26 protein-coding genes are annotated in these 24,002 nt (G+C 58.8%); 13 read left to right on the top strand and 13 right to left on the bottom strand.

Annotated features, from left to right (window positions below):
- Positions 1 to 326 precede the first annotated feature (326 nt).
- Positions 327 to 554, top strand: coding sequence for a heavy-metal-associated domain-containing protein (locus tag ACT3TP_RS02795; protein ID WP_444619221.1), 228 nt, complete (start codon positions 327 to 329; stop codon positions 552 to 554).
- A gap of 70 nt (positions 555 to 624) precedes the next feature.
- Positions 625 to 2,916, top strand: coding sequence for a heavy metal translocating P-type ATPase (locus tag ACT3TP_RS02790; RefSeq protein ID WP_444619218.1), 2,292 nt, complete (start codon positions 625 to 627; stop codon positions 2,914 to 2,916).
- Between the two features lie 126 nt (positions 2,917 to 3,042).
- On the opposite strand, the gene ACT3TP_RS02785 is transcribed toward ACT3TP_RS02790, so the two are convergent.
- From ACT3TP_RS02785 to ACT3TP_RS02775, 3 genes are read right to left on the bottom strand one after another with little or no spacing between them, the layout of a single operon-like run.
- Positions 3,043 to 3,390, bottom strand: a complete 348-nt coding sequence (locus ACT3TP_RS02785) for a DsrE family protein (RefSeq protein ID WP_444619216.1) — start codon at positions 3,388 to 3,390, stop codon at positions 3,043 to 3,045.
- The gene (locus tag ACT3TP_RS02780) at positions 3,387 to 4,259 is read right to left on the bottom strand and encodes a cytochrome c biogenesis CcdA family protein (RefSeq protein ID WP_444619214.1); all 873 of its coding nucleotides are present in this window, start codon (positions 4,257 to 4,259) and stop codon (positions 3,387 to 3,389) included. Before ACT3TP_RS02780 ends, ACT3TP_RS02785 begins: the two co-directional genes overlap by 4 nt.
- Positions 4,259 to 5,029 (bottom strand): thioredoxin domain-containing protein, encoded by a 771-nt coding sequence (locus tag ACT3TP_RS02775; protein WP_444619212.1) that lies wholly within the window; start codon positions 5,027 to 5,029, stop codon positions 4,259 to 4,261. The genes ACT3TP_RS02780 and ACT3TP_RS02775 overlap by 1 nt, the downstream gene beginning before the upstream one ends.
- Positions 5,030 to 5,747: 718 nt before the next feature.
- On the opposite strand from ACT3TP_RS02775, the gene ACT3TP_RS02770 reads away from it, so the two are divergent.
- Positions 5,748 to 6,158 (top strand): BlaI/MecI/CopY family transcriptional regulator, encoded by a 411-nt coding sequence (locus ACT3TP_RS02770; RefSeq protein WP_176484231.1) that lies wholly within the window; start codon positions 5,748 to 5,750, stop codon positions 6,156 to 6,158.
- A gap of 73 nt (positions 6,159 to 6,231) precedes the next feature.
- Here ACT3TP_RS02770 and ACT3TP_RS02765 read toward each other — a convergent pair whose 3' ends face one another.
- On the bottom strand, positions 6,232 to 6,489 hold the full coding sequence (locus ACT3TP_RS02765; protein ID WP_444619210.1) for a metal-sensitive transcriptional regulator: 258 nt from the start codon (positions 6,487 to 6,489) through the stop codon (positions 6,232 to 6,234).
- 784 nt (positions 6,490 to 7,273) lie between these two features.
- Positions 7,274 to 7,651 (bottom strand): RidA family protein, encoded by a 378-nt coding sequence (locus tag ACT3TP_RS02760; RefSeq protein ID WP_096287629.1) that lies wholly within the window; start codon positions 7,649 to 7,651, stop codon positions 7,274 to 7,276.
- A gap of 378 nt (positions 7,652 to 8,029) precedes the next feature.
- On the opposite strand from ACT3TP_RS02760, the gene ACT3TP_RS02755 reads away from it, so the two are divergent.
- Together ACT3TP_RS02755 and ACT3TP_RS02750 are read left to right on the top strand one after the other, a co-directional pair.
- Positions 8,030 to 8,446, top strand: coding sequence for a hypothetical protein (locus ACT3TP_RS02755; RefSeq protein WP_444619208.1), 417 nt, complete (start codon positions 8,030 to 8,032; stop codon positions 8,444 to 8,446).
- Between the two features lie 147 nt (positions 8,447 to 8,593).
- Positions 8,594 to 9,529, top strand: coding sequence for an alpha/beta hydrolase (locus tag ACT3TP_RS02750; protein WP_444619206.1), 936 nt, complete (start codon positions 8,594 to 8,596; stop codon positions 9,527 to 9,529).
- 820 nt (positions 9,530 to 10,349) lie between these two features.
- Here the strand turns inward: ACT3TP_RS02750 and ACT3TP_RS02745 are convergent.
- The 3 genes from ACT3TP_RS02745 to ACT3TP_RS02735 all read right to left on the bottom strand — a co-directional run bounded on the left by ACT3TP_RS02745 (position 10,350) and on the right by ACT3TP_RS02735 (position 14,047).
- Complete coding sequence (locus ACT3TP_RS02745; RefSeq protein ID WP_444619204.1) at positions 10,350 to 11,018, bottom strand: alpha/beta fold hydrolase; 669 nt, start codon at positions 11,016 to 11,018, stop codon at positions 10,350 to 10,352.
- A 1,211-nt stretch (positions 11,019 to 12,229) separates the two neighbouring features.
- Positions 12,230 to 12,754, bottom strand: coding sequence for a TetR/AcrR family transcriptional regulator (locus ACT3TP_RS02740; RefSeq protein ID WP_444619202.1), 525 nt, complete (start codon positions 12,752 to 12,754; stop codon positions 12,230 to 12,232).
- Positions 12,755 to 12,823: 69 nt separating this feature from the next.
- Complete coding sequence (locus ACT3TP_RS02735) at positions 12,824 to 14,047, bottom strand: multidrug effflux MFS transporter (protein WP_444619200.1); 1,224 nt, start codon at positions 14,045 to 14,047, stop codon at positions 12,824 to 12,826.
- Between the two features lie 415 nt (positions 14,048 to 14,462).
- On the opposite strand from ACT3TP_RS02735, the gene ACT3TP_RS02730 reads away from it, so the two are divergent.
- The 3 genes from ACT3TP_RS02730 (at position 14,463) to ACT3TP_RS02720 (ending at position 16,231) form a co-directional block, all read left to right on the top strand.
- Entirely contained in the window at positions 14,463 to 14,843 is a 381-nt protein-coding gene (locus tag ACT3TP_RS02730) for a VOC family protein (protein WP_444619198.1), read from the top strand.
- 547 nt (positions 14,844 to 15,390) lie between these two features.
- On the top strand, positions 15,391 to 15,735 hold the full coding sequence (locus ACT3TP_RS02725; protein WP_444619196.1) for a hypothetical protein: 345 nt from the start codon (positions 15,391 to 15,393) through the stop codon (positions 15,733 to 15,735).
- A gap of 247 nt (positions 15,736 to 15,982) precedes the next feature.
- A complete protein-coding gene (locus ACT3TP_RS02720) occupies positions 15,983 to 16,231 on the top strand; it encodes a hypothetical protein (RefSeq protein WP_444619194.1) in 249 nt (82 codons plus the stop codon).
- Between the two features lie 61 nt (positions 16,232 to 16,292).
- Here the strand turns inward: ACT3TP_RS02720 and ACT3TP_RS02715 are convergent, their stop codons facing one another.
- The 3 genes from ACT3TP_RS02715 to ACT3TP_RS02705 all read right to left on the bottom strand — a co-directional run bounded on the left by ACT3TP_RS02715 (position 16,293) and on the right by ACT3TP_RS02705 (position 18,657).
- The gene (locus ACT3TP_RS02715) at positions 16,293 to 16,589 is read right to left on the bottom strand and encodes a DUF4190 domain-containing protein (protein ID WP_444619192.1); all 297 of its coding nucleotides are present in this window, start codon (positions 16,587 to 16,589) and stop codon (positions 16,293 to 16,295) included.
- A 545-nt stretch (positions 16,590 to 17,134) separates the two neighbouring features.
- Positions 17,135 to 17,974 (bottom strand): MerR family transcriptional regulator, encoded by an 840-nt coding sequence (locus tag ACT3TP_RS02710; protein ID WP_444619190.1) that lies wholly within the window; start codon positions 17,972 to 17,974, stop codon positions 17,135 to 17,137.
- A 107-nt stretch (positions 17,975 to 18,081) separates the two neighbouring features.
- Positions 18,082 to 18,657 carry a TetR/AcrR family transcriptional regulator gene (locus tag ACT3TP_RS02705; protein WP_444619188.1) on the bottom strand — a complete coding sequence of 192 codons (576 nt, stop codon included), beginning with the start codon at positions 18,655 to 18,657 and terminating at the stop codon, positions 18,082 to 18,084.
- 121 nt (positions 18,658 to 18,778) lie between these two features.
- Here ACT3TP_RS02705 and ACT3TP_RS02700 point away from each other — a divergent pair, with 121 nt between their 5' ends.
- The 4 genes from ACT3TP_RS02700 (at position 18,779) to ACT3TP_RS02685 (ending at position 20,958) form a co-directional block, all read left to right on the top strand.
- Positions 18,779 to 18,997, top strand: coding sequence for a hypothetical protein (locus ACT3TP_RS02700; RefSeq protein WP_444619186.1), 219 nt, complete (start codon positions 18,779 to 18,781; stop codon positions 18,995 to 18,997).
- Positions 18,998 to 18,999: 2 nt separating this feature from the next.
- Positions 19,000 to 19,506 carry a DUF2269 domain-containing protein gene (locus ACT3TP_RS02695; RefSeq protein ID WP_444619184.1) on the top strand — a complete coding sequence of 169 codons (507 nt, stop codon included), beginning with the start codon at positions 19,000 to 19,002 and terminating at the stop codon, positions 19,504 to 19,506.
- Between the two features lie 231 nt (positions 19,507 to 19,737).
- Complete coding sequence (locus ACT3TP_RS02690) at positions 19,738 to 20,298, top strand: hypothetical protein (protein WP_444619182.1); 561 nt, start codon at positions 19,738 to 19,740, stop codon at positions 20,296 to 20,298.
- 138 nt (positions 20,299 to 20,436) lie between these two features.
- Positions 20,437 to 20,958 carry a hypothetical protein gene (locus ACT3TP_RS02685; protein ID WP_444619180.1) on the top strand — a complete coding sequence of 174 codons (522 nt, stop codon included), beginning with the start codon at positions 20,437 to 20,439 and terminating at the stop codon, positions 20,956 to 20,958.
- A 476-nt stretch (positions 20,959 to 21,434) separates the two neighbouring features.
- Here the strand turns inward: ACT3TP_RS02685 and ACT3TP_RS02680 are convergent, their stop codons facing one another.
- Together ACT3TP_RS02680 and ACT3TP_RS02675 are read right to left on the bottom strand one after the other, a co-directional pair.
- On the bottom strand, positions 21,435 to 21,920 hold the full coding sequence (locus ACT3TP_RS02680) for a hypothetical protein (RefSeq protein ID WP_444619178.1): 486 nt from the start codon (positions 21,918 to 21,920) through the stop codon (positions 21,435 to 21,437).
- A gap of 186 nt (positions 21,921 to 22,106) precedes the next feature.
- A complete protein-coding gene (locus ACT3TP_RS02675) occupies positions 22,107 to 22,550 on the bottom strand; it encodes a hypothetical protein (protein WP_444619176.1) in 444 nt (147 codons plus the stop codon).
- Positions 22,551 to 23,175: 625 nt separating this feature from the next.
- Here ACT3TP_RS02675 and ACT3TP_RS02670 point away from each other — a divergent pair.
- Complete coding sequence (locus ACT3TP_RS02670) at positions 23,176 to 23,997, top strand: alpha/beta fold hydrolase (RefSeq protein ID WP_105553854.1); 822 nt, start codon at positions 23,176 to 23,178, stop codon at positions 23,995 to 23,997.
- The last annotated feature ends 5 nt before the right edge of the window (positions 23,998 to 24,002 follow it).

Genomic DNA, 24,002 nt, shown 5'->3' with positions numbered 1-24,002 from the left:
ACCCGGACACTGGACAATCAATGAATTCATGACGCAGTTCGTTGGATCCAGTGTCTTTGAATTTAACTGAAAATATACCCTATGGGGGTACTTGACTCGATACCCTCTAGGGGTATATTGTCAAGGTATGGAAAACGCAATGGCCGTTGTTGAGGCTCATGCAAAATCATGGAGATGCCTGCAAGGCCAGCCGTTTGCCCAGATGACTTTTCGAGAACCGAGAGATCCCGCGAGAAGAGGAACTCATGAGCAACGAATCAAGCTGCTGCGGATGCAGCTCGAGCGATGAAGAAGCAAATAGCAATACAACAAACACGGAGGACATCATGAGCAGCAACATCACCTTGAAGATTGAAGGCATGACCTGCGGGCACTGTGTTTCGTCAGTGACCGAGGAACTCCAAGAGATCCCTGGTGTCAGCAATGTCGAGGTTGACCTCGTCGTCGGTGGAGCCTCTACGGCTACCATCGCCACCAACAAACCAGTCGAGAACTCGATTCTCGAAGCGGCCGTCGCCGAAGCGGGCTACAAGCTCGTTTCCGCGGAAGCCTAAATACCGGCCCCGAGACGGGGCGCGAATAGCTATATGTGCCCGTCTCCGGGAGTGAGAAAGAAGTGGAATCATGAGTAACGACACCGCATTCCCCACCAATCAACGCATCGTCGAGTTGGATATTCAGGGAATGACCTGTGCTTCCTGCGTGGGTCGAGTCGAACGCAAACTGGGGAAGCTGGAAGGCGTGGAAGCGCTGGTGAATCTTCCGCTGGAGTCCGCTCGCGTGACGGTTCCGGAAGGCGTAACGGACGAAGAGCTGATCTCGACCGTCGAATCCGCCGGCTACAAGGCCAACCTCAAGGTGGATCAATACGCAGAGCAGACAGCCCGTTCGCAGACCGAAACCGCGCAAACCTCCACTGCAGCAGCATCGCTTGAGCCGCCGCGCAGGAACAAGCCCGCCGCGCAGGCCGGCCAGGACCTGAAGACACGCCTCATTGTCGGCGCGATCTTCACCGTGCCGCTGTTCATTATTTCCATGATCCCCGGCGCTCAATTCCCGCATTGGGGGTGGGTTGCGCTGGCGCTTGCCACCCCGGTGACGTTCTGGTCAGCCTGGCCGTTCCACCGTGCCGCTGCCATCAACGCGCGCCATCTGTCCTCCACCATGGACACCCTGGTCTCTATCGGTGTACTTGCCGCTTACTTCTACTCGCTGTGGCAGCTGATTGCGGATCCGAATATCACGGCCCACGTCGGCATGGCCATGAGCGAGCATGCGCTGTACTTCGAGACCGCGGGTGTCGTGGCGACCTTCCTGCTGCTCGGCCGCTGGTTGGAAGCCCGCGCCAAGGTCCGGGCCGGCGACGCGCTTAAGACCTTGCTGGATCTAGGCGCCAAGGAAGCCACGGTGATCCGCGACGGAGTCGAAACCAAGGTTTCAGCGGCCGAGTTGATTCCCGGTGATGAGTTCATTGTGCGCCCCGGCGAGAAAATTGCCACCGACGGCTTTGTCGTCTCGGGACACTCGGCGGTGGATACCGCGTTGGTTACCGGAGAATCGGTGCCCGTGGAAGTCGGCCCGGATGACACCGTTACCGGTGCGACTATCAATACCTCGGGCGTACTGGTTGTTCGCGCTACCCGCGTTGGCAAGGACACCACGCTGGCTCAGATGGGACGCCTGGTATCCCAGGCGCAGACGGGCAAGGCGCCGATCGCTCGACTTGCAGACCGCATCTCCGCGGTCTTCGTGCCGATTGTGCTGGTCATTGCGCTGTCCACCTTCGTTCTCTGGCTGTTGCTCACCGGTGATATGGGCTCGGCCGTCGCTGCCGCGGTAGCGGTGCTGGTCATTGCTTGCCCTTGTGCCTTAGGCCTGGCGACTCCTATTGGATTGCTGGTGGGTACCGGACGCGGGGCCCAGCTGGGCATCTTGATCCGTGGACCGCAAGTCCTGGAAGACACCCGCAAGGTTGACACCGTGCTGCTGGACAAGACCGGCACCGTGACCGAGGGCAACCTTGCGGTCACCTCTACAACGCCGGCGTCGGGATTTGACGAAGAAGCGCTGCTGGCACTGGCCGGCGCCGCCGAGTCGGGGTCCGAGCACCCGATTGCCCAAGCAATTGTCGAAGCGGCGCGTGCCAAGGCTTCCTTGGCCGTAGCTACCGGGTTCGTCTCCGCCGCCGGTGGCGGCGTGCGAGCAACGGTGGGCGCGCACACCGTGGTGGCAGGCCGGGAAAGCTGGCTGAAGGAAAATGGGATTGAGCTCACCGATCGGCAACGCGCGGATCTGGCCGCCGCGCAGAGCAGCGGCGCGACCTCGATCATGGTCGGCGTGGATGGAGCCTTCGCCGGATTCGTCAACCTGACCGACACCATCAAGGAGTCCTCGGCCGCAGCCATTGCAAGGCTCAAGGACCTTGGGTTGCGCCCGGTATTGCTCACCGGGGATAACAAGGCGGTAGCGCAGCAAGTTGCCGCCAAGGTCGGTATTGCGCCGGAAGACGTGTTCGCGGATGTCTTCCCCGAAGGCAAAGCCCAGGCCGTGCGCCAGCTGCAGGAGCAGGGCAGGGTCGTGGCAATGGTCGGTGACGGCGTCAATGACGCTCCGGCGCTGGCTCAGGCGGACCTCGGCATCGCGATGGGTTCCGGTACGGATGTGGCCATTGAAGCGGCCGATGTCACCATCATGGGCAATGACGTCGAGCAGGTTGCGCAAGCTATCGAGCTTTCCCGCAAGACACTGGGAACTATCAAGATGAACCTGTTCTGGGCGTTTCTCTACAACACCGCCGGTATTCCGGTGGCAGCCCTGGGATTCTTGAATCCCATGATTGCAGGTGCCGCCATGGCCGCCAGCTCGGTGCTGGTCGTCGCGAACTCGCTGCGGCTGCGTGGGTTCGGGCGAACGTAACGAGCAAGCTAGGCTTCTGCCCTAATCCAGTGACATGAATGCCGGTGTTCCTCCACTAACGGAGGAACGCCGGCATTCTGTGTCCGATGAGGTAAGCAATGGATTCCCAAAATCGGTGTTGCCGCACTAAACACGGATGTACGCGGCACCGTCCATTTGAGCGGTGGCCAGGCGCGCCACCGCGGCGCTGACAATTCGCACGCCGGCTGCCAGCCCTTCGCCGTCAACTGCGGCCGAGCGCAGGCTGTTGGCACAGGCACTCACGATGAACCCGGCATCCACTAGCGAAACCACCTCTTGGGCCAGCTCGCTCCCGGTGGCCAGGAGCGCTACCTGCGGGCCTTGGACCACAAGCTCGATGGTCCAATCGGGGAGCTCGGCCCGGGCGTTGCGGGCGATGCGCGCAGCCATCTCCAGATTGGGCAGCGGGGCGTCGCCGGTTCCGGCAAGATGGAGCAGAAGATGATGGTTCATGGTGTTCCCTTCGTGGAAGTGGACTGCGCCGCCCGAGCGGTAGCCGATGCCGATAGGCGGCGGCGAGCTTCTGCAAGCCACCAGGCGAAGAAACCGGCCGCGGCCAGAGCGATCCAGATCCATGTTGGTATGGCCGCGTCGATGTTCGCGGCAGTTGAAGAAATTGCCTCGAGGATGTCGTGCGGCAGCAGCTCGCCGGCGGTGGCCAAGCCGCCGGTCAGAAGCATCGCCACACCGACGAGCAAGGTGACTGTTCCGGCGATCAGGGTATTGCTGTGCAAGTGCAACCGGCCGAGCCGAAGCTGGCGGCCGCGCATCCACCTCCAGCGCATCCCGCCGTACTTCTTGATGGCCCACGCCAGAGCGATGATGGGCAGTACCGTGCCAGCGCCGTACACGGAAAGCAGCAGGCCTCCGGCCAGCGGGCTGCCCGAGGTGAGGACCAAGGTCAGGATTGCGCCAAGGACCGGTCCGGTGCAAAAACCTGCGACACCGGCAACGGTACCCAAGAGCGCTGCACCCCATAGCGAGCCCGGAGCACGCGGCTGGCGTACTCGTGGCGGAAAGAATCGGGCGGCGTCAAAGCCGCCGCCAAATATCTGCAGCAGTCCGAAGGCCACTATCACCCATGCTGCGATGACAATGAGCAGTCCGCGGTCAATGGCAAGGGCTCCGCCGAGCCACCCCATGCCCAGGCCAAGTGGTACCAGCGTGGCTAGCGTGCCGGCAAGAAAGGCCAAGCCGATGGCACCAAGCCGCCGGGTGGAAGTCGCCGCATGGGCAAAGAACGCCGGCAGAAGCATTGCATTGCAAGGGCTGAACAGGCCGAGCAGCCCACCGACAAAGGCAAATAGGATTCCGGCCTCCACTACGGTTGCTCGGCTTCGGCCTTGGCGAGTTCTGCCTCGATTGCCGCCTCGAAGTTGGCCAGTGGCTGGGAGCCGACGAAGGGTGTCCGGTTGATGAGGAATGACGGTGTGCTCAGTACCCCTAGGGACTGGGCTTCTGCAATATTGCGCTGCACCGCGTCCTTGACCTGGCTGCTGCCCATATCGGTGACGAGTTTATCGCCCTCCATCCCCAGATCTTCGGCGATCGCAATCAGGGACTCATCGGTGAAGTCTTTTGCCGCGGAGATGTTCCCGCCTTGGGACATGCGATGGTGGAAATCGATATAGCCGCCTTGCAGTGCGGCTGCCTGGCCCGCCTGGGCGGCCGTCAGCGAGGCCTCGCCGAAGATGTCCAGATCTCGCCACTCGATCCGCAGCTGCCCGTTGTCTACGTATTTCTCGGTGAGTTCCGGCAGGGTGCTATCGGTCCACTTGGCGCAGAACGGGCATTGGAAATCTGAGTAGGCCACCATGACGACGGGGGCATCGACCGACCCCACAGCAGTTGGATCCTTTGGATCCAGGCGAGAGACGTCGGGAAAGGCCGGCGGTGCCGCGGGCGTAGCGGACGTTTCTTGGGTGCTCTCGGCTATCGCCGAAGGTGCCTGCGTCGATTCTGGATCTTTGCCCGATATCTGGGACCAAATCAGCAAGGCGGCGACGATGACGATCGGAATGGGGAGGAGCCAAAACCACGGAAGACGTTTCCCCTTGGCTGTCCTCGAAGCGGTCTCATTCGTGCTCGTCATCTGTATTTCCTTCCCTGCCTACGGCCGTCAATCCTGACTACTACGTTGATTAGTAACACTACGATGAGGCATAGTAATAAACAAATGCGGGCGGAGCGACCGCCTGCACTCGGTAAGGAGCTAGGTTGCCAGCGAACGAATGGGTGAAGGGATTTATCAGTCGGATTCCCTTGTCGGGACAGGCCTTGCGCCTATGGGGGACTCGGCAGTGGCTGACGGCAATCGCTGCCACCGTGGCGATAGGAGTGCTTTTGGGGCTCGCAACAGTCTTGATTCCCAACGGCATCTTCACCCGCGAGATCCCCGCAACCCTATGGAATTACCCAGTGTGGATCGCCATCTCGGGACTTTCGGGACTTCTCTTGGCAAGCTACGTCAAGAATTCAACTGAAATGAATTCAAGTGGTTCCGCACAGAGTCAGTATCCGGCAACCCGGTCCGCCGAACAACGGCAGGGAAGAGAAGGGAAAGCCACTTCTCGGCTGGGGCTCACCGGCGGGGTTCTGGCTTGGTTCGCCGTGGGCTGCCCGGTCTGCAATAAAATCGCCCTCTTGGCTTTGGGATACTCCGGAGCAATTACGTACTTTGCTCCGTTGCAGCCATGGCTGGCAGGCATTGCAGTGGCATCAACGCTGGTCGCCTTGGTTTTCCGGCTTTCTGGCCAAGTTCAGTGTGCTGTACCTGCGCGTCCACGCGCACCAATTGGAGGTCTTGCTCGATGACCAGCGACTCTGTGCAGCCGACCTTGCCCTTCAGCGTGGAGCACGCCCCGCAGCTCGGACCCCTGGAGCGCCGGGTGATGAACATTTTATGGCGCAGCGGCCAACCGCACACCGCGCGAACCGTACTCGAAATAATGGATGCGGAAGAGGAAGCCACACCTGCTTACACTACGGTCGCCACCGTGCTTGGGCACCTCTTCGACAAGGGAATGCTCGCGCGCACGCTGACCGGGAGAGTCTGGACCTACGAGGCCACGCTGACCGGTTGCCAGTTTTCTGCGGCGCATATGGTCCGTTCGTTAACGGAGACCAATAATAAGGAGAACTGCCTCGCGCGGTTCGTGGGCTTGCTTGATGGGGCGGACCGCGCACTCCTGGCGGCGCTGCTGGATGATGCCCGGGACTAGACGACCGGACTTGTGACTTCATGCAAGATGGGGAATCGCTTCGTAGTCTCCAGGGCAGCCTCCGGCTTCTGGCCTAGGCCAGTGAGAGGAATAATTTCTCCATGTCGGCTCGGTCTAATTCCGGATCTTCGGATTGCAGGCACTGCTCCAGTCCGGTGGCGATGATGGAGAATCCTGCGCGGTCAATCGCCTTGGAAGCGGCAGAAAGCTGCGTGACCACTGCGCGGCAATCGCTTCCCTCTTCCAGCATGCGAATCACAGCATTGAGCTGGCCCTGTGCCCGCTTGAGCCTGTTGATTGCGGGCTTCATGGTTTCGGCTTCAAGCTGCATGGTGGGATCCTTCGGGGTCGTAGTTCAGTTCAGTCTATACCCCTAGGGGTTTCCTTGCCGTGGTTGAGCCCATGCTTTTCAATACCCCCTAGGGTATGTGCAATACTGGATATGCTCGCGGGGACACCGCTAAAGTGCCACTAAGTTTAGGAAGTGTAAGCATGTGCCGTGCCGTCAATTGTCGTCAATGCCATAAAACAACATGGGCCGGCTGCGGCCAGCATGTCCAGCAGGTCATGGCTCATGTTCCGCAAAAAGAGCGCTGCAGTTGCGACCCGAATGCGCCCAAGAAAACTCGCACGGGCGGTGGTTTTTTCTCACGTCTTTTTAGGCGCTAGATCAGGGGGAGCGGGGTTCGGAACTGCAACGCATGGTTCCGGCCGCCGCTTCTGGCTTTCCGGGCGCGTTTGACCTCCGCGCATAGCGGCTTGATATTTGCATCTGTGGAATTGTCGCAAAATTCGATGCAAAAGTTCCCGGGGTGGTTATCGCGAGCAGCGTGCGCAGGCTGGATTCGCCCTCGGCTTCCAGGGCGGGGGCGAGAGCCCCCTGTCCCGCGTGCGCCCCGGTTGGAGCGTCCTAGCGACATGGTGACAGAGCATACCGGCAATTCCATTGCCAGATGCAACTCGGTGAATGCCGTGTCGGCAAGACCACTGAATCAAGTCCTTGGGCCTAAGGGGTGTTCGTCCGGCAAGCGAGCTGTCCGGATCAGCCTTCGACGCTGTTCCCGTAGGGGCTTCTTTCAGGCAAGACCCGCAACGAGAACCCTCACCCGTGCATGCTAAATGACGACGACAGCGTCGATCTGTACCTTCGCACCCAACGGCAGCGCTACCACCTGAAGGGTGGTGCGGACCGGAAACGGCTCACGCAAGTGTTTGGCATAGATGGTGTTGATCGCATCAAAGTCTTTGTAATCGGTCAGGTAGATCGTGGCACGCAGGACATTCGAAAGGCTCAATCCGAGTTCACCCAATAAAGCATTCAGGTTGTTCATCATCGCCTCGCACTGTTCCGAGACGTCGTTTGAGACAAGCGAGCCGTCATCGGTCCGTTGTCCAATGATTCCTGCGGTGTAGCCAATTTCCCCGTGTCGCACGAAGTGCGAGAAAGGTGCTGTGGACTGGTGGAGAAGCGGGCTGAAATGGTGTTTAGGCATGGAGAATTTTCTCGACTTTCATTGGGAAGAAGCGACCGGCAGCTTAGTTGCAACGTTACGCTCAAATCGCGTGACGTCGCATGCTTGCCGCAATGACCGTCGGCCGCTCACCTCAAGCCAGGTCTTCCACGTGGGGCACCTTGACCCGGGAGCCCCAAGCTCAGCTGTTCGCTGAGGACGGTGGAAGGCCTCCGTGCGGGTATCCAGCGAGGTTCAGCGACACGGAGTGATCGCCCAGAAGCTGAAAACGTCTCGGCGATAATGGTCTGCATGATCGAACTTGAGCGGCGGAGCGTGCGAATCCCGAGCAAATACTAGTCGGCTGGACTTGGCATCGTTGGGTTGGTGGTGTGCGCTGGCGTCATGACGGGGTGTTCCGTGTTCCGGGATTACACCGACGACACCTGTAACGGGGGCAAACCGGTCGGCTCCATTGAACAAGCAGGCAAGGACCTGGTTGCCGCGGCCTATGCCGCCGATCGAGACGGGGTATGCCGAGTCACTCATCCTTTCCCGGGAGGGGTTTTGGACGATGCAATGGTCGCCAAGACGCGGGAGATCTTAGCGGAGCGGGGTATTACCCCGCAGAACGCGAAGGTGGTGGTTGGTGAACATTCTGGAAGCCACGTGATGGTCCAACTAACAGACGGCACCCAGAACGAAGCTCATACCCTCTCGGTCGATGGCCTCCGGGTGGGTGATGACGGATTTACGGTTGGCCTGCCGACCGAACTGTATCCGGAGGTTCCCGACAACTCGGTAGCACCCTCTACTGCGACGGTCACCGCTCCTTAAGCCGGGCTGCGCCGCAGGGGGAATTTCTGCGGGACACCCGGAGCTGGCCGCCCTCATCGCTGCCATGAAATGAGTATCCTTTCCGAGCGGTCTGTTTCTTCGGCGTGCAAGACTTGAGTACCAGCCGACTTTGGAAAGGCAGACTCAATGCAGTCGTATGGACCAGCCGGGGTCGATATGGAGCAATATGCACGCTTCCTGCCGCAGGCAAGAAAAGATTCACTCATTCCTCCCGTTTCGGAATGGTGGACTTGGAGAAAGCATCTTGTCCACCTCCTCCGGTTGCGCGATGCCAACGCCCCGGTTCGGGTGATTGTCGTCCACGGAGCCGGTGCCCATGGCGGGGCGCTTTGGCCCGTCGTATCCATGCTGGCAGGCCGCCGGATTGACCTGGCCGCAGTGGATTTGCCACTTTACGGACGCACCGTGACGGCTTCCCGCGGAACGGTGAGGTACGAAGATTGGATCGCCCTACTAGTCGATCTCGTCGCAGCTGAAGACGACGGTCGCCCCGTCATTCTTCTCGGAGCAAGCATCGGTGGCATGCTCACGGTGGAAGCAGCTGCCCGTTCACATTTGGTGGCCGCCGTGGTCGCTACCTGCCTTCTCGACCCGACAGAGTCGAAAGCCCGTTCTGCGATGACGCGGTTTGGCTCACTTGCCTTGGCATTTGTGCCCGTGCTTAGGCTGGTCCGGGGTCCGCTTGCCCAGATCCCACTCAGGATTTCTTGGATCGCCAATCTCAGAAACATGGGTCGTGACCCCGGACTGGGACGGCTTTGCGCGAACGATGCCCGTGGAGGTGGCGCATGGGTCCCTCTTGGATTCCTCGCCAGCTATATACAGCATCCGCACTCCGATGCGCGCATAAAACGCGTACCCGTACATCTGATGCACCCTGAGCTCGATGAGTGGACTCCGGTAGCGCTGAGCGGGAGCAGCCTGCAAACCTTGCCCGGCCCAACCACCACCCGGTTGCTTCGCAGCTGCGGCCATTTCCCCTTGGAGGAGCCCGGGTTGCAGGACCTCCTGAACGGCATCGAAGAGGTGGCTGCCGGGGTCGGCTCTGGCACGGCGACCTGATCGCGTTGTAGCCGAGGGCAATTCGACAGATCTGGAAACTACGGAAGTCACGTCCACAGAAATCTCGATTTCCGTCCATGCCCTAAAGCTGAAGTTGCATGGGGACCAGACTGTCTCATGGCGGGGACCTTTAGCGTCGGTTTCCTACTTGCGGGTCATCCGTGCGGAGAACGGTAGCCGAAGGATCTTCGTCCACAGCGACCGACGGTGCGCGGCACTTGGAGAAGCACCGAGTTCATTTTCGGCACGATCCAGGCTTTCTTCGATTAGTGCATCGTGCATGGGCCGGAAGAAGAGTGGCCAGGTAAGCCTGGCTATTCCGGTAGGTGATATGCAAAGTTCGTGCCGGAGCAGCGTTGATTTGCCGGTAAGGCTGGTGGCAGTGAAAGAGTGCTGCCCATTGAAACCCGACGGACCGGTGAACTGAAATTCGATCCGTCTGCCGATCTCGTATGCAGTCACGAAATAGCGCACTGGCCCGTGTCCTCCCTCTGCGCCTACCCCAAGCGGTCCATTCAAGCGCAATGCTGGCCAGTCGCTTCGTGGCCACAACCGGTCGTTCTCACCGGCAAGCGAATCGATGAGCGACCCCACTTCGCTAGATGGAGCTGCGACGTCACGCTGATGAGTGTTGTAGACCATCTGGCCAGAGTATCCTTGATTCGCGCAGGGCAGCGCCCGATTCAATTGCGTCAGAGACTGACCCAAAGAGGAATCTCGACTGTACTGTCCGCCAACGGTTTATTGCGCGGCAGGCCAAAGACACTCTTGGGGCATCCGGCGGATCGCACCGCGTAGGAGGTGAGATCTTGGGCCAGGTTTACTTTCCCGGTGTCGGAGCGATTGTTTGGGCGAAGGCGTTCAGCGCCGCAGCAACAGCGTCTGGATTGCTCAAGGTGGCGTAGTGGCCCCCTGGAGTTTCAACCGGCTCGATGCCAAGTCGCTGGTGTACTTGGCGTTTCATGAATGAAGCGGGAAAGAACTGGTCGTCGCGGCACAATATTGCACTGGTGGGGACGGCCGGATGCCGCTGCCCAGGCCAGGGCCGAGCCATCCATTCACCTTGCTGGTCGCGACCCCTGGCGAGTGCCTGGCGCATCAAATCTTCCGGGACGTCGTTGAAAAACGAAGCCTGGATGTCCGGATCTATCGCTTCGTGATCGTGACCGGTGTTGGTCCACCAGTCAGCGAATGCCTCGCCCGGTAGTGGGATCATTCCTGCGAGATAAACGAGCCCGTCCGATTGGAGCTCGTCGCAAACCAGGGGAGCAGTGAAGCCGCCCAGCGAGTGGCCGACCACGATCGTGTGCTGGGCGTCGCCCACCGCCTCGGCTACTGCCTGAACGTAGTCCTGAAGCAGAGCGTTCTCGTCTTCGATGGGTAAATCGACGGCGATGACCTCATGCCCCGATACCTCAAGCAGCGGTCTGACAGGATGCCAATCCCAGGCACTGGAACCGCCACCATGAATCAGTACGAAAGCCGCCAAAATGCCACCCCAGGTCGAAGCTGTACGCGAAAATCCCGTCGTAGCCAACGGTACACCCAGTCCGCAGCGTCACGGGAGACGCTTATTCCCCGGAAACCCCGATCGCTGAGAACCCGAAGACCACCAAAGGGAACGGCCGCAGCTGCTGTGGTTCGAGAACCGGTCCACAATGATGTTGATGATGAACGCTTGGAACCCGCACGGCTACAGCCAGCGCTGGGACTGCTTCGACGGACAAGCGCATGCCGTTCATGCGCCAGGGGGACGAAAAATGTGTCGCCGACATCCCACTGAACATCGCGAGCTAGCTGTTTGCCGGTCGGGGCCATGCTTTTTCGCCGAACCACTGTGGCCAACAGCGGTCCCAATGCAAGTATTGCTGAAACTCATCGTTCCAGGCGGCAAGGTTGGAGCTCAGCTTTTCTAATAACCCTAGTACCACGGCGCATGAGGCACTTCTTCCCATATTGGTCACACTTCACAGGCGTCGCAGAAGGTCCGCTCAATTTTTGAATCGATGTTTTATCGGATTTTAGCCGAGTTTTCCAAAGGGGCCGGCAGCTTCTAGGGGGATCCGCTGGGGTTTCCTTGACATGATCAACAACGCTACGCCTAGGAGCAGGACTGCTATGGCAAGGCCAAATAGGGCTGTGTCGTTTGAGGTGGCAGGACAGCCCGCGGAGCTGTCATCAATCTCAGGGCAGCGTCTCCATGGCTGCTAGAACATCACGAAACTACTTGCTGTTCCTGCGAGAGTTAGCAGGAGCCCCAACATCACGTAAACAGTATTCCTGGAAGCTTTCACGCTTCATTCAAACACAGCAGCGCTATCTTTCCAGACGCCACATACGGGGGAGTATCCACCGGACGGAATTCGGGCACAGATCGGAAAACAGATGGCATATCCGGTTCGTCGTTCGTTGACAGGGTGGCCAATGGTTGGCCTTGGAAGCCCCTTCTTGTTATTTGTTGTCCCGAAGTCCTGGATTTCGTCGGTTGCGGAAAAGCTAGACAGGCAATCGAATCGATCGGCGCCCGCAGAGATATCTCAGTAGTGGCTCGGACCCCTTCGAATATTCGTCCCGGAGGCAAGCTGGCTCAGTTCAGTTCGAAGCCGTCATTCGAACGCATTATTCGAATGACGGCTTCACCGCGGTGCTCGTGCCGAACTGCTTCAGCTGCTTGGCCCGAAGCATTGCGGAACTCTTTGATCACTTCTCGTAGTAATGCTGAAGCATCTGCAACACGGCTCGGTATCTAGCCCTGTAATTCTCAGCAGAGTTATAGATCAGCTCGATCTGGAGGCTGTCGACCACCGCCAGATACGCTTCCGTCAGATCGCGCGTTTTCTCGTCTTCCTTTGCCGCAGCTGACACGAACAAGGCTCGCAGCTCGTTTTCGAAGTTACGATATTTGCCAATGATTTGTGCTTCAAGTGCATGCGGCGGGGCATACACGGACCGCAGCAGGAAGCGGAAGTTCACCGACGCTGCATATCTGGCGGACAGTGACTCCAAGTACTCGATTCCCGGCATTTTCCCGTCCGCTTCGCTAGCGAATGCAGCTTTCGCTGCGGCCTCCTGGTCGGCAAATGCCAAATCCAGAGTCTGCTCGTATAAGGAATCCTTATTGGAGAAGTGCGCATACAGTGAGGCCTTGCGCATGCCTGCACCTTCGGCGATGACGGTGAGTGATGAGCCATCATAACCATGCTGCGCGAAATGCTCACCAGCCACCAAGCAGACGCGTTGGGCTGACGGGGACAGGGGTTTTGCCAATGAAACCTCCACAAGTTCAGGCTTCTGCTAGTGACTTCCGAGATCGGTGATCGCCGGGGCGCGCTTAATGCTCACTCCTACGATGATAAAGGCTATCAAGGCGATGGCCAGAAGGAATCCCAACCATGTTCCCGTGGATATCGCCACGGCAAGCCCTGCCAAGGGCGTCGCCGCCGAAGAGATAATCAGCTGGAAAGCTCCCAGAAGCGCAGCGGTTGAACCAAGCGCGGTGTTCTGCGAAGCCATTGCCAAGGCCATCAACGTCGCTTCGGCTATTCCGACACCGAGGAGTGCAACAAACATGCCGATGACAATGCCTGCGAGCCCCCATCCTAGAGTCGAGAGAATTAAGCCGATCAGGGCACCGAAGCCGATCAATATAGTGCCGATGACGCCGAGTTTGCCGACACCGAATTTACCTACCGTGCGCCCGGCAATAATGGCACCGATCATCACGGCGAGACCGGTGCCACCGAAAACAAGGCCAAAGGTATCTGAGCTGAGTCCAAACTCCCCTTGGTAGATGAACGGGGCCCCGCCGATGTACGCGAAGAGGAAAAAGAACACAGCCGAAAGACCTAGGGCCGGAAGCAGGAACCGCCCATCCCGTGCGATGCGCCCGTAGGTGCGCATCACGTGGCCCAACCGCAACGACGTTCTGGATTCCGCTGGAAGCGTCTCGCGCAAGCTCACCGTTGAGTTCGCAAACGCGATTGCTGCGAGCCCGGCCAAGACCAGAAGCACTGCACGCCACCCGAAGTGCTGGTCGACGAAGCCACCGACCGTGGGAGCCAATACCGGAGCCAAGCCTTCGATCGTCATGAGCAAGGCAAAGAGCTGCGCGGCTCGGACACCTTGCGCTGCATCTCGAACCATGCTCAGGGCCACGACTAGGGTCAGGGCTGCTGCCAGACCCTGCAACGTGCGCGCGATCAAGAGTATGCCCATTGATGGACTCATGGCAGCCCATACGGAGGACAGCAGGAAAACGATCAGGGCGGCCAACAGCGGTCGCCGGCGCCCGAAAGCGTCAGTGATCGGTCCGAATACCAGCTGGCCTGCACCCATGGCCAGCAAGTAAACGGTTAAAGTGAGTTGTCCTGAAGCCGCCGTGCCATTTAGATGCTCCACCACATCGGGCAAGGACGACAGGTACATATCCGTGCCTGCCGGACCAAGAACTGTCACGAGTGCCAATGAGATAGCAAACCATGCCCCCACCTTGAGGGGGCGGGAAATTGTAGTAGTCATGCAAACGCCTTCTAAATCAAGAAATTTGCCTACCTATCGGTAGGTAGGTTAAAAAGTATCTGTAAATGTCCCAGATGACTACCTCGAAACCGAAAATGTGAGGAGTGACGCACTGCATGAATTGCTTGGATCGAAGAGGGGGGTGGCGCAGTAGCAATGTGGCGCTCGCCGGATGAGTGGGAGCTTTTCCATATACGGCATCACATCTTGCTGGGTGTACTGTGAATCGCAGAGATCACCGGCGGGATTCTCGCAAAGCTATTTGGCGGCGGCGCGCTCAGTGTTGTCCGGTTGGCGATCGGCGCCTGAAGCGATGGGATCCTGACAGTTTGCCGGCCCGTGCGAGTTCCAGCCACGCGGGCTTGCCACGAATTCGCAAGCCGCACGGTCGGCGAGCAGGAAGCGGGTGGAGTGCATGGCTAGTCGAATCGCGGACATCGTGATCAAGGCACGGAGTCCGGAACGTTTGGCTCGTTTTTGGTGCGCCGCGCTCGGCTACCGGATCACGGGGGCGGACGAGACGGGAGTCGCGGTCTCCGGAGCTGCAAATGCCCCGACGATGCTGTTCCTGCGTACGGACGACGACGTGCGCGGAACCGAAACGTTGCACTTCGATCTGTGTCCGACAGATAGCGGCCAGGCGGAAGAGCTGGAACGGCTCCTGTCGTTGGGGGCGACGCCGACTGATGCGGTCCCTTCGGGCAGTTGGCACGTTCTCGCTGACCCGGAGGGCAACAAATTCTGCCTCATGGCCAAACGCATCGCACCGGAGCCAGCGGACTTCCATGATTCATGACGGCGCAACGGGCCGGCGGCGGTGGCTAGGCCGCCTGCGAGAACCGGCAACCACGGTGGTCGACCAGCGGCATGGTTTGTGAAGTAAGAGACTGCCTGACTGCGCAAGCGGCTCCCGAGATGCGAGCACATTAGAGTCAACGTCCATCGATTCTTCGGTCATGCGCGGCGCCGGAAAGCAGATGCAGCGTATGCGGAACTCTCAAAGGGATAAAGCAGGCGCCTGCTTCTCACCATGGATAGATCCTCGCGGTTGGAGGGCGAACAGACGTTAACCAAATATGGGCTGAAGCCTACCCGGGATTCTGCTTCGGGCAAATGTGGTTGCTCTATTAGAGAAGCACCGGATATGCCATACTTCGGGAAGAAACGGTTCCGACTGATCGATTGGTCCTCATTCACACTGATTGGCATGGAGGCTTGAGGTGGAGCACACGCGATTAGAACGACATTTCTTGGTTGGTGCACTAGCTTGCTTGATCCCCATACTCAGCGGTTGTGATACTTCCATACCCGAGGGTGGTGGTGCCGGTGCACCACGATCTCCGATGGTGGGTGAGGTCGCAACGTGGGAGCTACTCGATTCCTCGGAGGTCACCCTGAATTCCACCAGCCTCCAGTTGGGCGTCACCCGGCTGGATTGTGCCGGTGGTGTGACCGGGACCGTTCTGGAGCCCATGGTGCAGGTTGAACAGGAACGCATCGTGATCCGGGTCGATGTCGAACCATTATCACCAGGTGCGTACAACTGCCAGGGAAACAACGCTGTTCCCGTGACCGTCCAATTGAATCAACCGGTCGGGGATCGCGAGCTCGTTGATGCAGCATGTTTGGAAGGTCGCGCAGTCGACACGGCGGCCTGCATAGACAACGGTGTCCGTTGGCGCCCGTGAATCCGGAAGCCGTTCCTCTCCCAAGCATGATTGCAGAAGGCGCCCTTCTGCTGAGGGGCCACAAACGGGTGTCCATGGGCCCCGCGCAGGACGCTATACTGCGGCCCAAATGATTCATGCCAACCAGGCAACTGATTGTTCGAAAAATCCACCACACTGCCTCGTATCGTGGTGCCGTGCGCGCCATGGGAACTGTCCACGCCGAACCACACGACTCGGTGAATTCGCCCGGCTACCGGGTCAACTTTTGGTCGCAACCGCACCCCGGTATGTGCGGAATCTGGATGCCTATGCGCTCGTTGAGGTGCAGGACGTATCCCCGGCGCTCCGGTGGGTGGATGAGCACGCGGAAGGACGCTCGTTCGAGTTGTTCCTCGAGATGGGCTTCGAGCAGGAGGGGCCTTTCGGCATTCCGCGAAAGACCCGGATTGTCCGCCTGATGGGAAGCAACCCCAATGCCGGGAAACCCGTAGAGATGGGAAACATCAAAAAATAGGAAACGAACCCTCGGGCTGGCTTCACCGCCGGCCAAGAAACATTGCTCGTCAGATACGGTGTCAGGCCATGTAGGACTGGATCAACAGTGGGATGGCAGTCAGGATTGAATATAACGAGAGGGCGGCGACGGCGTATCCGATCACGAGCGCAACGATTGCGAGCCAGCGGCCGCGACCGCCCTGCCGGGTGATCTGGTTTAGCGAAACGTGGCCCGCGCCCACCGCAAAGATCGCCAGACCCGAGTTGCCAAGAAACCACATGCTCAAAAGGGTCAAGGCCGCAAGGGCTAGGGCCGCGACGGACAGCTTGTTCAGTGATTCCGAGCCCGTGTGTGGCGACACTCTTTGCGTTGCCATGGTTCCTCCATCGTTTGCTGTTAGTGCTGAGCCTAGACGTTGATGCCCTCGAAGGCCAGAAAGGCAACTTAAGCATCTCTGCCCGTCGGTGAGGGCCGCCGAAGACGCAGGAAGCAGCGGCCAGTGAAGATTGCCAGCAACTTTCGAATTGAATCCTTGTCCATGCTCGGGTTGGTATGCTCCGGCACCATGGAGTGCTTGTGGTCCGTCGTGGAAGACAGTGTTCTGTTTCCTGAACGGCAACGTGATTTCCTTTTTGCAATCCGTTTGAAGGGGCGCTGGCTTAGACCGCTCCAAAAGGGGTGCTCCACGTTGATTTGTCCCGTAGGCCGGTCGCTGGCCGGGACCCGAACCCATGGCGCGGCGAAGCCCTGTTTCCAACAAGTGCTCGGTCCGCTAGGGGCACCCGCAACGGGCGCATTCTCGGGCGGGGCCATCGACATGCTGCTCCCAAGCGCGATATCTAAACCAAGATGCCGCAAGGAACCTCGACTGGCGCAACGGATATCTGAGCAGACTTCCTTGTTCAGGGCGAGGGGCCTTGTTCAAGAACCGGGTGACTCGCTGGTGGCGAGTTCTTCGGCCAATTCCATGCAGCGCAGGCGGGCCGGGGAGAAATCGTAGGGCATCTTTCCAATGGCTTCGATTGCGCTCATGGTCTCTGGCCCCGTGCTGGGGTCTTGGCCGACCCCGTGCTCACCTTCATCTTCGTTGTCTGGGTGCAACGCGTCCCAGGAGTCGAAGATCGCTTCGTCGCTCTGCGCCAGGCTGGAACCCTCGATGACTGCGTGCAGCATCAATTCGAAAGCGTGCCGTTCGGCGGCCACCTGTGCCACACGGGGATCCTCGACAGCGATCGTGTCATCGAGTGCCTCCTCGGCGTTATCAACGCGGTCGGATTCTTCCTGCAGACCCGGGTGGGTCGCTATGGCAAGGAAACGGGTGGCTTGGAGGGCCGCGCCGAGCGGGCCGAGGATCCGCTCGGTGACCAGCAGGCTGTCCAGGTCCGCCTGGCGCAGGGAGCCTTTGGGCAGGGGATTGAGGCGGCTGGTGACGAAGTCAGGTAGCAACTCCATCCTGCCATCTGGGGTGCGCATGCGCTGGGCGACAGCGGCGTTTTGCACGCTGCCGGCACCCGCAGGAGCCGTGCCGGCAAAGGCGTCACGGATCTCCTCCGAGGCGATCCCGGCGCCGGTCATCTTGTGGATCCACAGCAGCCGGATCATGTCTTCATTGCCGTATCTGGGGCGGCCGTCGCTGCCCCGCTCGGGCTCGGGGAGCAGGCCAGTGTCGTGATAGTGGCGGATCGCCTGCGGTGTGGTGCCGACGAATGCTGCCGCGTCGCCGATATTGACCTGACGCGGCGGGATGAAGGACGAATGCATGAGCGGGAGCTTTCCTTGGTGGGTGGTGGCTGTTTCGCCGAAATCCGCCACTGTCCGCTATATGCGGCGGCGGCCCGCCAGCTGAATGCTGGATGGCTGATGGACGCCTATCCGCCGGTTGGGTCCCGGATCCCCGCCAAGATAACCCCGACGAGGCGGCGCACGGCTTCCTCGGAGGGCATTTCGGCGGCGGCAGCGGTTGCGTGCAGACAGTAACCAGCCAGTTCCGCCGAAGTCAGGTCCTTCCGGAGGCTCCCTGTATGCGCTGTCTCCGTGATCAAGCCCTCGATGAAGCCGGTGAGGTGTTTCTGAGCCTGGGCGACGTGGGTCCCTTGGTGGAGCTGGGCCGCCGGGGTACCGCCGCCATGGCGGAAGGTGATTAGTGCGTAGGCCTCGAGTACGGCATGCAGACGGACTAAGGGGGCTGTTTCGGAATCTCGTATCTCGGCGAGGTGGATCAGATGGTCATGGACCTGCCGCTGGTGCCAAGCCGTAAGGATGGCTTCGACATCCGGAAAATATTTGTACAGGGTGGCCCGCCCGATGCCGGTATTCTCAGCAACCTTCGACATGGTCACCGACATCAGTCCGTGGTCCGCCACAAGGGCCGCGGCGGCGTCGAGGATCGCCCCGCGCACCGCCTGCCGGTGCGCATCGATCGTCTCGTTCCATAACTTGGGCACGTCCATAGTATACAGTGCGCCGATATCTCATCAGTTTGTTTGTTACATGACAGTCTGTCTCGTAAAATAGGCGAGGGACGGCTATTCCGCCAGTCCCCGCACCCCCTTCAGGAAGGCCGTCATGGATACTCCAAGCTCCGGTTCCCGACACCCGGATACCAATAGGGGAGGGTTGCCGGACCGCAAAATACCCCGCTGGGTCAAGGTGTTTGTGGTGATCGCAGTGGTCCTGGTGGCGTTCCTGCTTGTGGCTCTGCTGAGCGGCGGAGAGCACGGCCCCGGACGTCATTTCTCCGCGCAGGGCATGGTTTCCGGCATGATTGCGGTCGATCTGCCGTGATCATGCCGCCCAAGTTGCGTAAGGCCTCATTGGCCGCACATATCGGATGCTCCGTGGGTTGGCTCGGTGCGGTCGTTGGATTCCTTGCGCTGGCGATCGCTGCGATGACGGCCGAGGACCTGCAGGTGGTGCGTGCGGCCTATATTGCGATGGACCTGATGGGCTGGTCGGCCCTGGTCCCGCTGAGTGTCGCCACGCTGCTGACCGGGATCATCCAGTCCCTGGGCACCGCCTGGGGGCTCATCCGGCATTACTGGGTCCTCATGAAACTGCTGATCACCGTCCTGGCGACCGCTATCCTGATGATGTACATGCAGACCCTGCGTCATCTGTCCGACTCCGCAAGAGGGACCGAGCTGGCAGCTGGGGAAATCCTTCCCAACTTTTCCCCCGTGCTCCATGCCGGCGCCGGGCTGCTGGTGCTGTTGGTGGCACTCGTCCTCTCCGTGTTCAAGCCGCGCGGAATCACAGGGTGGGGACTGCACCGAAAATCATCGGTAACCACGTAGCCCGGCAGATACGGCCTCCGGACTTGAGAGATCGTCTTAACCTTGTCATTTTTCGAAGGCGACTGCATTGGGGCGTCCAAAGTCGTCCGCAATGCGCCATGTTGTTGGTATGGGGAACGCTCTTTGGGAGATCGGGTGTGCCATTCAAACGGATCGCTCTGCATGGCATCTGCCTGTTGCTTCGAGAACCCGGGTCGACGAGGATGGGATAGACCGAGACAGGGGGAAAGTATGCGTTCGAGCAAACCGATGCCCGGAAATCCGTGGCCGCACGACATGGCGATCGCCGTCGATGATCGGCCTAGTTTGCTCCTGGAGTTGCTCTGGATCCGGGAAGCGTACGAGTTGGAACCTCCAGGCGAGGATCTCCCTCCGCTGCTGTCAGATACGCCCGTGGTCGTCCGAGATGCAGTGGTCAGTACTGATACTCGGGCCAAGTGGGAGTATGCGTGGCCACGATTTTGGCATGCTGCTGCGCATGCAGATATGGCGGGTCCCGGCTGGCGCGAAGAATTCGGAGATGACGCATTCGACAGCGACTCTTACCGCACGTGGTCGCAACGGGGATGGGACGCTTATCTGGCGACTTTGCCGGCGAGAGTCGAAGACAGTCCGGAGTGGCGCGATCTCCCTGATCTTATCCCTGCTTGGCGCGCGGGTCTCCGGAGGATCATCACTATTCCTTGTTCGGGCGCGTTCACACGCAAACTTGGTGAGAATGCCCTTCTTATGGCTTTTGCAACGCGTGAAAACAGCGACAGTTATCGGCAGGCGCTGAGCATGTTCGTCTGATTATCGATACCGTGTATGCGCCTCATGCGTTCGGTCATAGCGAGACTAAATCCGGGAATAGTAGGCACTACCTATCAGGGCTCCAGTTGGGGAACCTCCAACGGCAATGTCTCACTTTTTGCGAGGTAAGCTCACAATATGCCTGAGACTTCTTCTTTATCGGAATTGAATCCGGTGCCCGGCACCGTAGTGGAACTTGTTAGGAAATTGGTCGACGAGCCTTGGCCACGGTGCGATGAAGAACGCGAAAATCTCTTTGCTCGCCTTGGATTCAAATCTGGAGATCGGGCTGAGCTAGAGAATGATGAATCGCCTCACCAGATAACTGAGCTGGATATGGGCCTAGATGGACAACCCCTCAGTACCTGGGACACGTACAACGGACAGTTTCTAGGTGTAACCGTCCATCTCTACAGCACTCAAGAATCCTGCGACCCGGCTACGCAAAGTGGATTCAGCGAACTACGGATGCGACTCACCGAACTCTTCGGAAAACCAGAGCATCCATGGGACGGCACTAAAGTGCTTCCCTGCATTTGGAATTCCAACGGCTGGACGATCACTACGCACCTCTTTGATCGCCGGGACAGCAGCGTGATGCTGAGCGTGAATGATACGTCAGTAGCCGCCATTGCGGAGGCTGACGCAATATCCAGATAAGCAATCGCAGGAATACTGCAAGGGGCGTCTACTTGGAAATTGCCGGTCCCGTAAGCCGAACCCTCACCGGGACGGTGCAAGGTAGATGCGGAGCGCCACTCAATTGCTGAGGAGACTCGGCATCGGACCCTAGTCGAGTTTCCCAAAGGGGCCGGCAGCGTCGAGTGGAATCCGCTCTGACCTCCTGGACATGATCAAGAACGCTACCCCTACGAGGAGTATGGAAATGGCAAGGCCAAGTAGGCCCAAATCATTTGATGTCGCAGGACAGCCTGCAGAACTGTCATCAATCTCAGGACAGCTCCTCCATGGCTGCAAGAACATCACGAAACCACCTGCCGCTCCTGCGAGCGTCAGCAGGAGTCCCAACATCACGTATACAGTATTTCTGGAAGCTTTCACGCTTCATTCAAACACAGCAATGCTTGCCTTCTTCATCGCACCGTAAGAGGAACCCTAAACGGGCAATTTCGGAGTCAGTTCAGCCGTACTTGGCATGTCTTGCCGGTTGGTTCATCATCAAGGGTGAATTCAAGGGTGAGGATCTGCGCCGTGTTCGGAGGCTCGGGAAGATATACCCAGGTGGACTCCCACCCCGTCGCGCTCCCGGCGACCTGTCCGGCACTCAATCGATAAGTGGTTCCCACGTCGTCCGAGATGACCGCGCCAACCGGTCCAAGAACAAGCTGGCCAGGCATTGAAGGCGCGTCTCCCGCAGCTTCCGCCCCATCACGATTCCTCAGGTCTGCCCATTGCACCAGTTGTTCTTCGTAGCGAACGTCGCGTTGCCAAGTCTCGTGGCTGCGAATCCCTTGAAAGTAGATCCTGAGGCCCTCTCTTCCCAGCGTTTCGTCGGAAACCATCGGTACATCGGCAATCGACTCGATGCCGGCAAACCGTACGTCTACGCCGTCACTGGTTGTGACAACAAGATCACCTGGGGCTGAAATAACTGTCATCATGTGATCACCTTAGCGCCACCCACTTGATTCCCTTCGGGAACTGCTGTTCCATTCCCCTAAGACGAACCCTCTATGGACAGCTAAGATCTTCGACAGCTACTTGGAACAGGAATAACAGTCGAGTCCAGCCTGAGGCATTAATTCGATATCAGAATTCGTGAATTTTCAGATGGCTCGTGCGACAACTTACGAGAGAGCTTCGCGGGTTTTTTCGCGGGTCGGTATAGATAGAAAAACCAGAGTGGCTAGAGCCATGCCAAACAGCAATACTAAGGAAAAAATGTAGAAGAATCCTGTATTGCTAGCAACAAAGGAAACCACTGGATTCTGATTCCTCGAAACGTATTCACCATACTGAGCCGGTATCGATGTCAGAGTCAAAATCGCAAAACGTACGAGAAACGCTATCGCTGATGCTATGGCAAGATAAAACGGGACCTTCTTCGGCACATGCGCGCTGAAAGCCTCAAGTTTCGCTATTCGCTGTGCCGAAAGGATGAAGAATAAGGAACCCAGCGACAGAAAAATGAGTTGCCCTGCCCATGACTGTATTGCTAGCAAGGACAAGATCGCCATCCCTGTACCTGACCAAGAGAGTAATCTAATACCGGCTGCTGATTTCGCGTTCATTCTTCACACCCTACCCGCGCTCGAAGCGTATAGAACTGGTTCCATTTAGTGTCTTGTTCATGGTCTGACTCATTCCAAAATAATTCATCATTTCTATCGCAACGGTTAGGTGGCCGGCTAAATGGGATTCGATGGACAGGCCCTCCAACCTTGTGCCCAGTGCAGGTTCCGTAAGCCTAACGTTCACTGGGTATAGAACTTCGAGAGACCCAGAATTAGCGCGTATTTTTTGCCTGTTTTCTGTATACGAAATAAGTCGCAGCTGAACAGATCGCGGCAGCAAGCGAAAGTGCACCCCATAGCGGATTGACCGGAAAAGCTAAACCCGCAGTGGCCAGGAGTAGGACAGTTGCACCAATCGATAGTGATTTCATTACATCAGACTACCTAATTTCGAGAATGTACAAGTCCAGCTGAGGCAATATGACTTTCTGCGGGGTTCACTTGCAAGCGTCCCGTAAGCCGGTCCATTAATGGAGCGCCCGCAAGGGGAACGTTCAGTGGGACACTCGGGCTCCACATATTTCACGACAAAGCGTAGAAGCACCAGGCTTCGCCGAGCAAGGGGCATGGCAACAACTTCAAGGCTATTGCACTTATCTTCTAAGCTAAGTAGATTAGCCTTATGGCATCGCGACTCGTAACGAAATACTTGCAGCTCCCAACGCAGGGGAAAATTGCCTACGACATCCAAGGCACAGGGCCGCTCATCCTGCTTGTTCCGGGAATGGGCGAACTGCGGTCTACATACCGCTTCCTAACCCCAGCGCTTGTTGCCGCCGGATATACCGTTGCCACAACGGACCTGCGGGGACACGGGGACAGCGATGCCTCGTTCCCTAGCTACGGCGACGTCGACACGGCCGAGGATATCGAGGGGTTGCTACGGAAACTGGGTGGTCCCGCCATCGTTGTCGGCAACTCGATGGCTGCAGGTGCGGCAGTAATCGTTGCGGCTGAGCACCCCGAGCTCATCAGTGGACTCGTCCTGATCGGCCCCTTCGTTCGCCAACCATCCACGAACGCCGTCGAGAACCTCCTCTTCCGGATCATGATGGTACGTCCCTGGGCACCAGCGGCTTGGAAAGCTTACCTGCCTACCCTCTACGCCGGCACCAAGCCCGCGGACTTCGCCGAATACCGCCAGGCAGCATTCAAGAGCATGAAACGACCCGGCTACAGAAGGGCCTTCTGCCTCACCACGCGCACCGACCACCTGCGGGCAGGCGAATGCCTAGCCGCGGTGGATTCGCCGACGCTTGTCCTCATGGGCGAGAAAGACCCGGACTTCAAGGACCCCACGGCCGAAGCAGACTGGATCGCGCATACACTTCACGGATCTGCCGTCATCATTCCCGATGCCGGCCACTATCCCCAATCGCAGCAACCAGGGATTACCTCGACCGCTATTATCAAGTTCCTCAGCGCGCTCAACAATCATGTCTAGGCCCG

Origin of the sequence: Glutamicibacter sp. AOP38-B1-38 (genome assembly GCF_052377485.1) — a bacterium.
In the GTDB taxonomy this organism is placed as follows: Bacteria; Actinomycetota; Actinomycetes; order Actinomycetales; family Micrococcaceae; genus Glutamicibacter.
This window is presented reverse-complemented; position numbering and strand designations above follow the sequence as displayed.

What these genes read in the sequence shown, in the direction of transcription:
- ACT3TP_RS02795 (WP_444619221.1), top strand. Translation starts at nt 327, where the DNA reads ATGAGCAGCAACATCACCTTGAAGATTGAAGGCATGACCTGCGGGCAC.
- ACT3TP_RS02790 (WP_444619218.1), top strand. Translation starts at nt 625, where the DNA reads ATGAGTAACGACACCGCATTCCCCACCAATCAACGCATCGTCGAGTTG.
- ACT3TP_RS02785 (WP_444619216.1), bottom strand. Translation starts at nt 3,390, where the DNA reads ATGAACCATCATCTTCTGCTCCATCTTGCCGGAACCGGCGACGCCCCG.
- ACT3TP_RS02775 (WP_444619212.1), bottom strand. Translation starts at nt 5,029, where the DNA reads ATGACGAGCACGAATGAGACCGCTTCGAGGACAGCCAAGGGGAAACGT.
- ACT3TP_RS02770 (WP_176484231.1), top strand. Translation starts at nt 5,748, where the DNA reads ATGACCAGCGACTCTGTGCAGCCGACCTTGCCCTTCAGCGTGGAGCAC.
- ACT3TP_RS02765 (WP_444619210.1), bottom strand. Translation starts at nt 6,489, where the DNA reads ATGCAGCTTGAAGCCGAAACCATGAAGCCCGCAATCAACAGGCTCAAG.
- ACT3TP_RS02760 (WP_096287629.1), bottom strand. Translation starts at nt 7,651, where the DNA reads ATGCCTAAACACCATTTCAGCCCGCTTCTCCACCAGTCCACAGCACCT.
- ACT3TP_RS02750 (WP_444619206.1), top strand. Translation starts at nt 8,594, where the DNA reads ATGCAGTCGTATGGACCAGCCGGGGTCGATATGGAGCAATATGCACGC.
- ACT3TP_RS02735 (WP_444619200.1), bottom strand. Translation starts at nt 14,047, where the DNA reads ATGACTACTACAATTTCCCGCCCCCTCAAGGTGGGGGCATGGTTTGCT.
- ACT3TP_RS02730 (WP_444619198.1), top strand. Translation starts at nt 14,463, where the DNA reads ATGGCTAGTCGAATCGCGGACATCGTGATCAAGGCACGGAGTCCGGAA.
- ACT3TP_RS02725 (WP_444619196.1), top strand. Translation starts at nt 15,391, where the DNA reads ATGGTGGGTGAGGTCGCAACGTGGGAGCTACTCGATTCCTCGGAGGTC.
- ACT3TP_RS02715 (WP_444619192.1), bottom strand. Translation starts at nt 16,589, where the DNA reads ATGGCAACGCAAAGAGTGTCGCCACACACGGGCTCGGAATCACTGAAC.
- ACT3TP_RS02710 (WP_444619190.1), bottom strand. Translation starts at nt 17,974, where the DNA reads ATGCATTCGTCCTTCATCCCGCCGCGTCAGGTCAATATCGGCGACGCG.
- ACT3TP_RS02700 (WP_444619186.1), top strand. Translation starts at nt 18,779, where the DNA reads ATGGATACTCCAAGCTCCGGTTCCCGACACCCGGATACCAATAGGGGA.
- ACT3TP_RS02695 (WP_444619184.1), top strand. Translation starts at nt 19,000, where the DNA reads ATGCCGCCCAAGTTGCGTAAGGCCTCATTGGCCGCACATATCGGATGC.
- ACT3TP_RS02690 (WP_444619182.1), top strand. Translation starts at nt 19,738, where the DNA reads ATGCGTTCGAGCAAACCGATGCCCGGAAATCCGTGGCCGCACGACATG.
- ACT3TP_RS02685 (WP_444619180.1), top strand. Translation starts at nt 20,437, where the DNA reads ATGCCTGAGACTTCTTCTTTATCGGAATTGAATCCGGTGCCCGGCACC.
- ACT3TP_RS02680 (WP_444619178.1), bottom strand. Translation starts at nt 21,920, where the DNA reads ATGATGACAGTTATTTCAGCCCCAGGTGATCTTGTTGTCACAACCAGT.
- ACT3TP_RS02675 (WP_444619176.1), bottom strand. Translation starts at nt 22,550, where the DNA reads ATGAACGCGAAATCAGCAGCCGGTATTAGATTACTCTCTTGGTCAGGT.
- ACT3TP_RS02670 (WP_105553854.1), top strand. Translation starts at nt 23,176, where the DNA reads ATGGCATCGCGACTCGTAACGAAATACTTGCAGCTCCCAACGCAGGGG.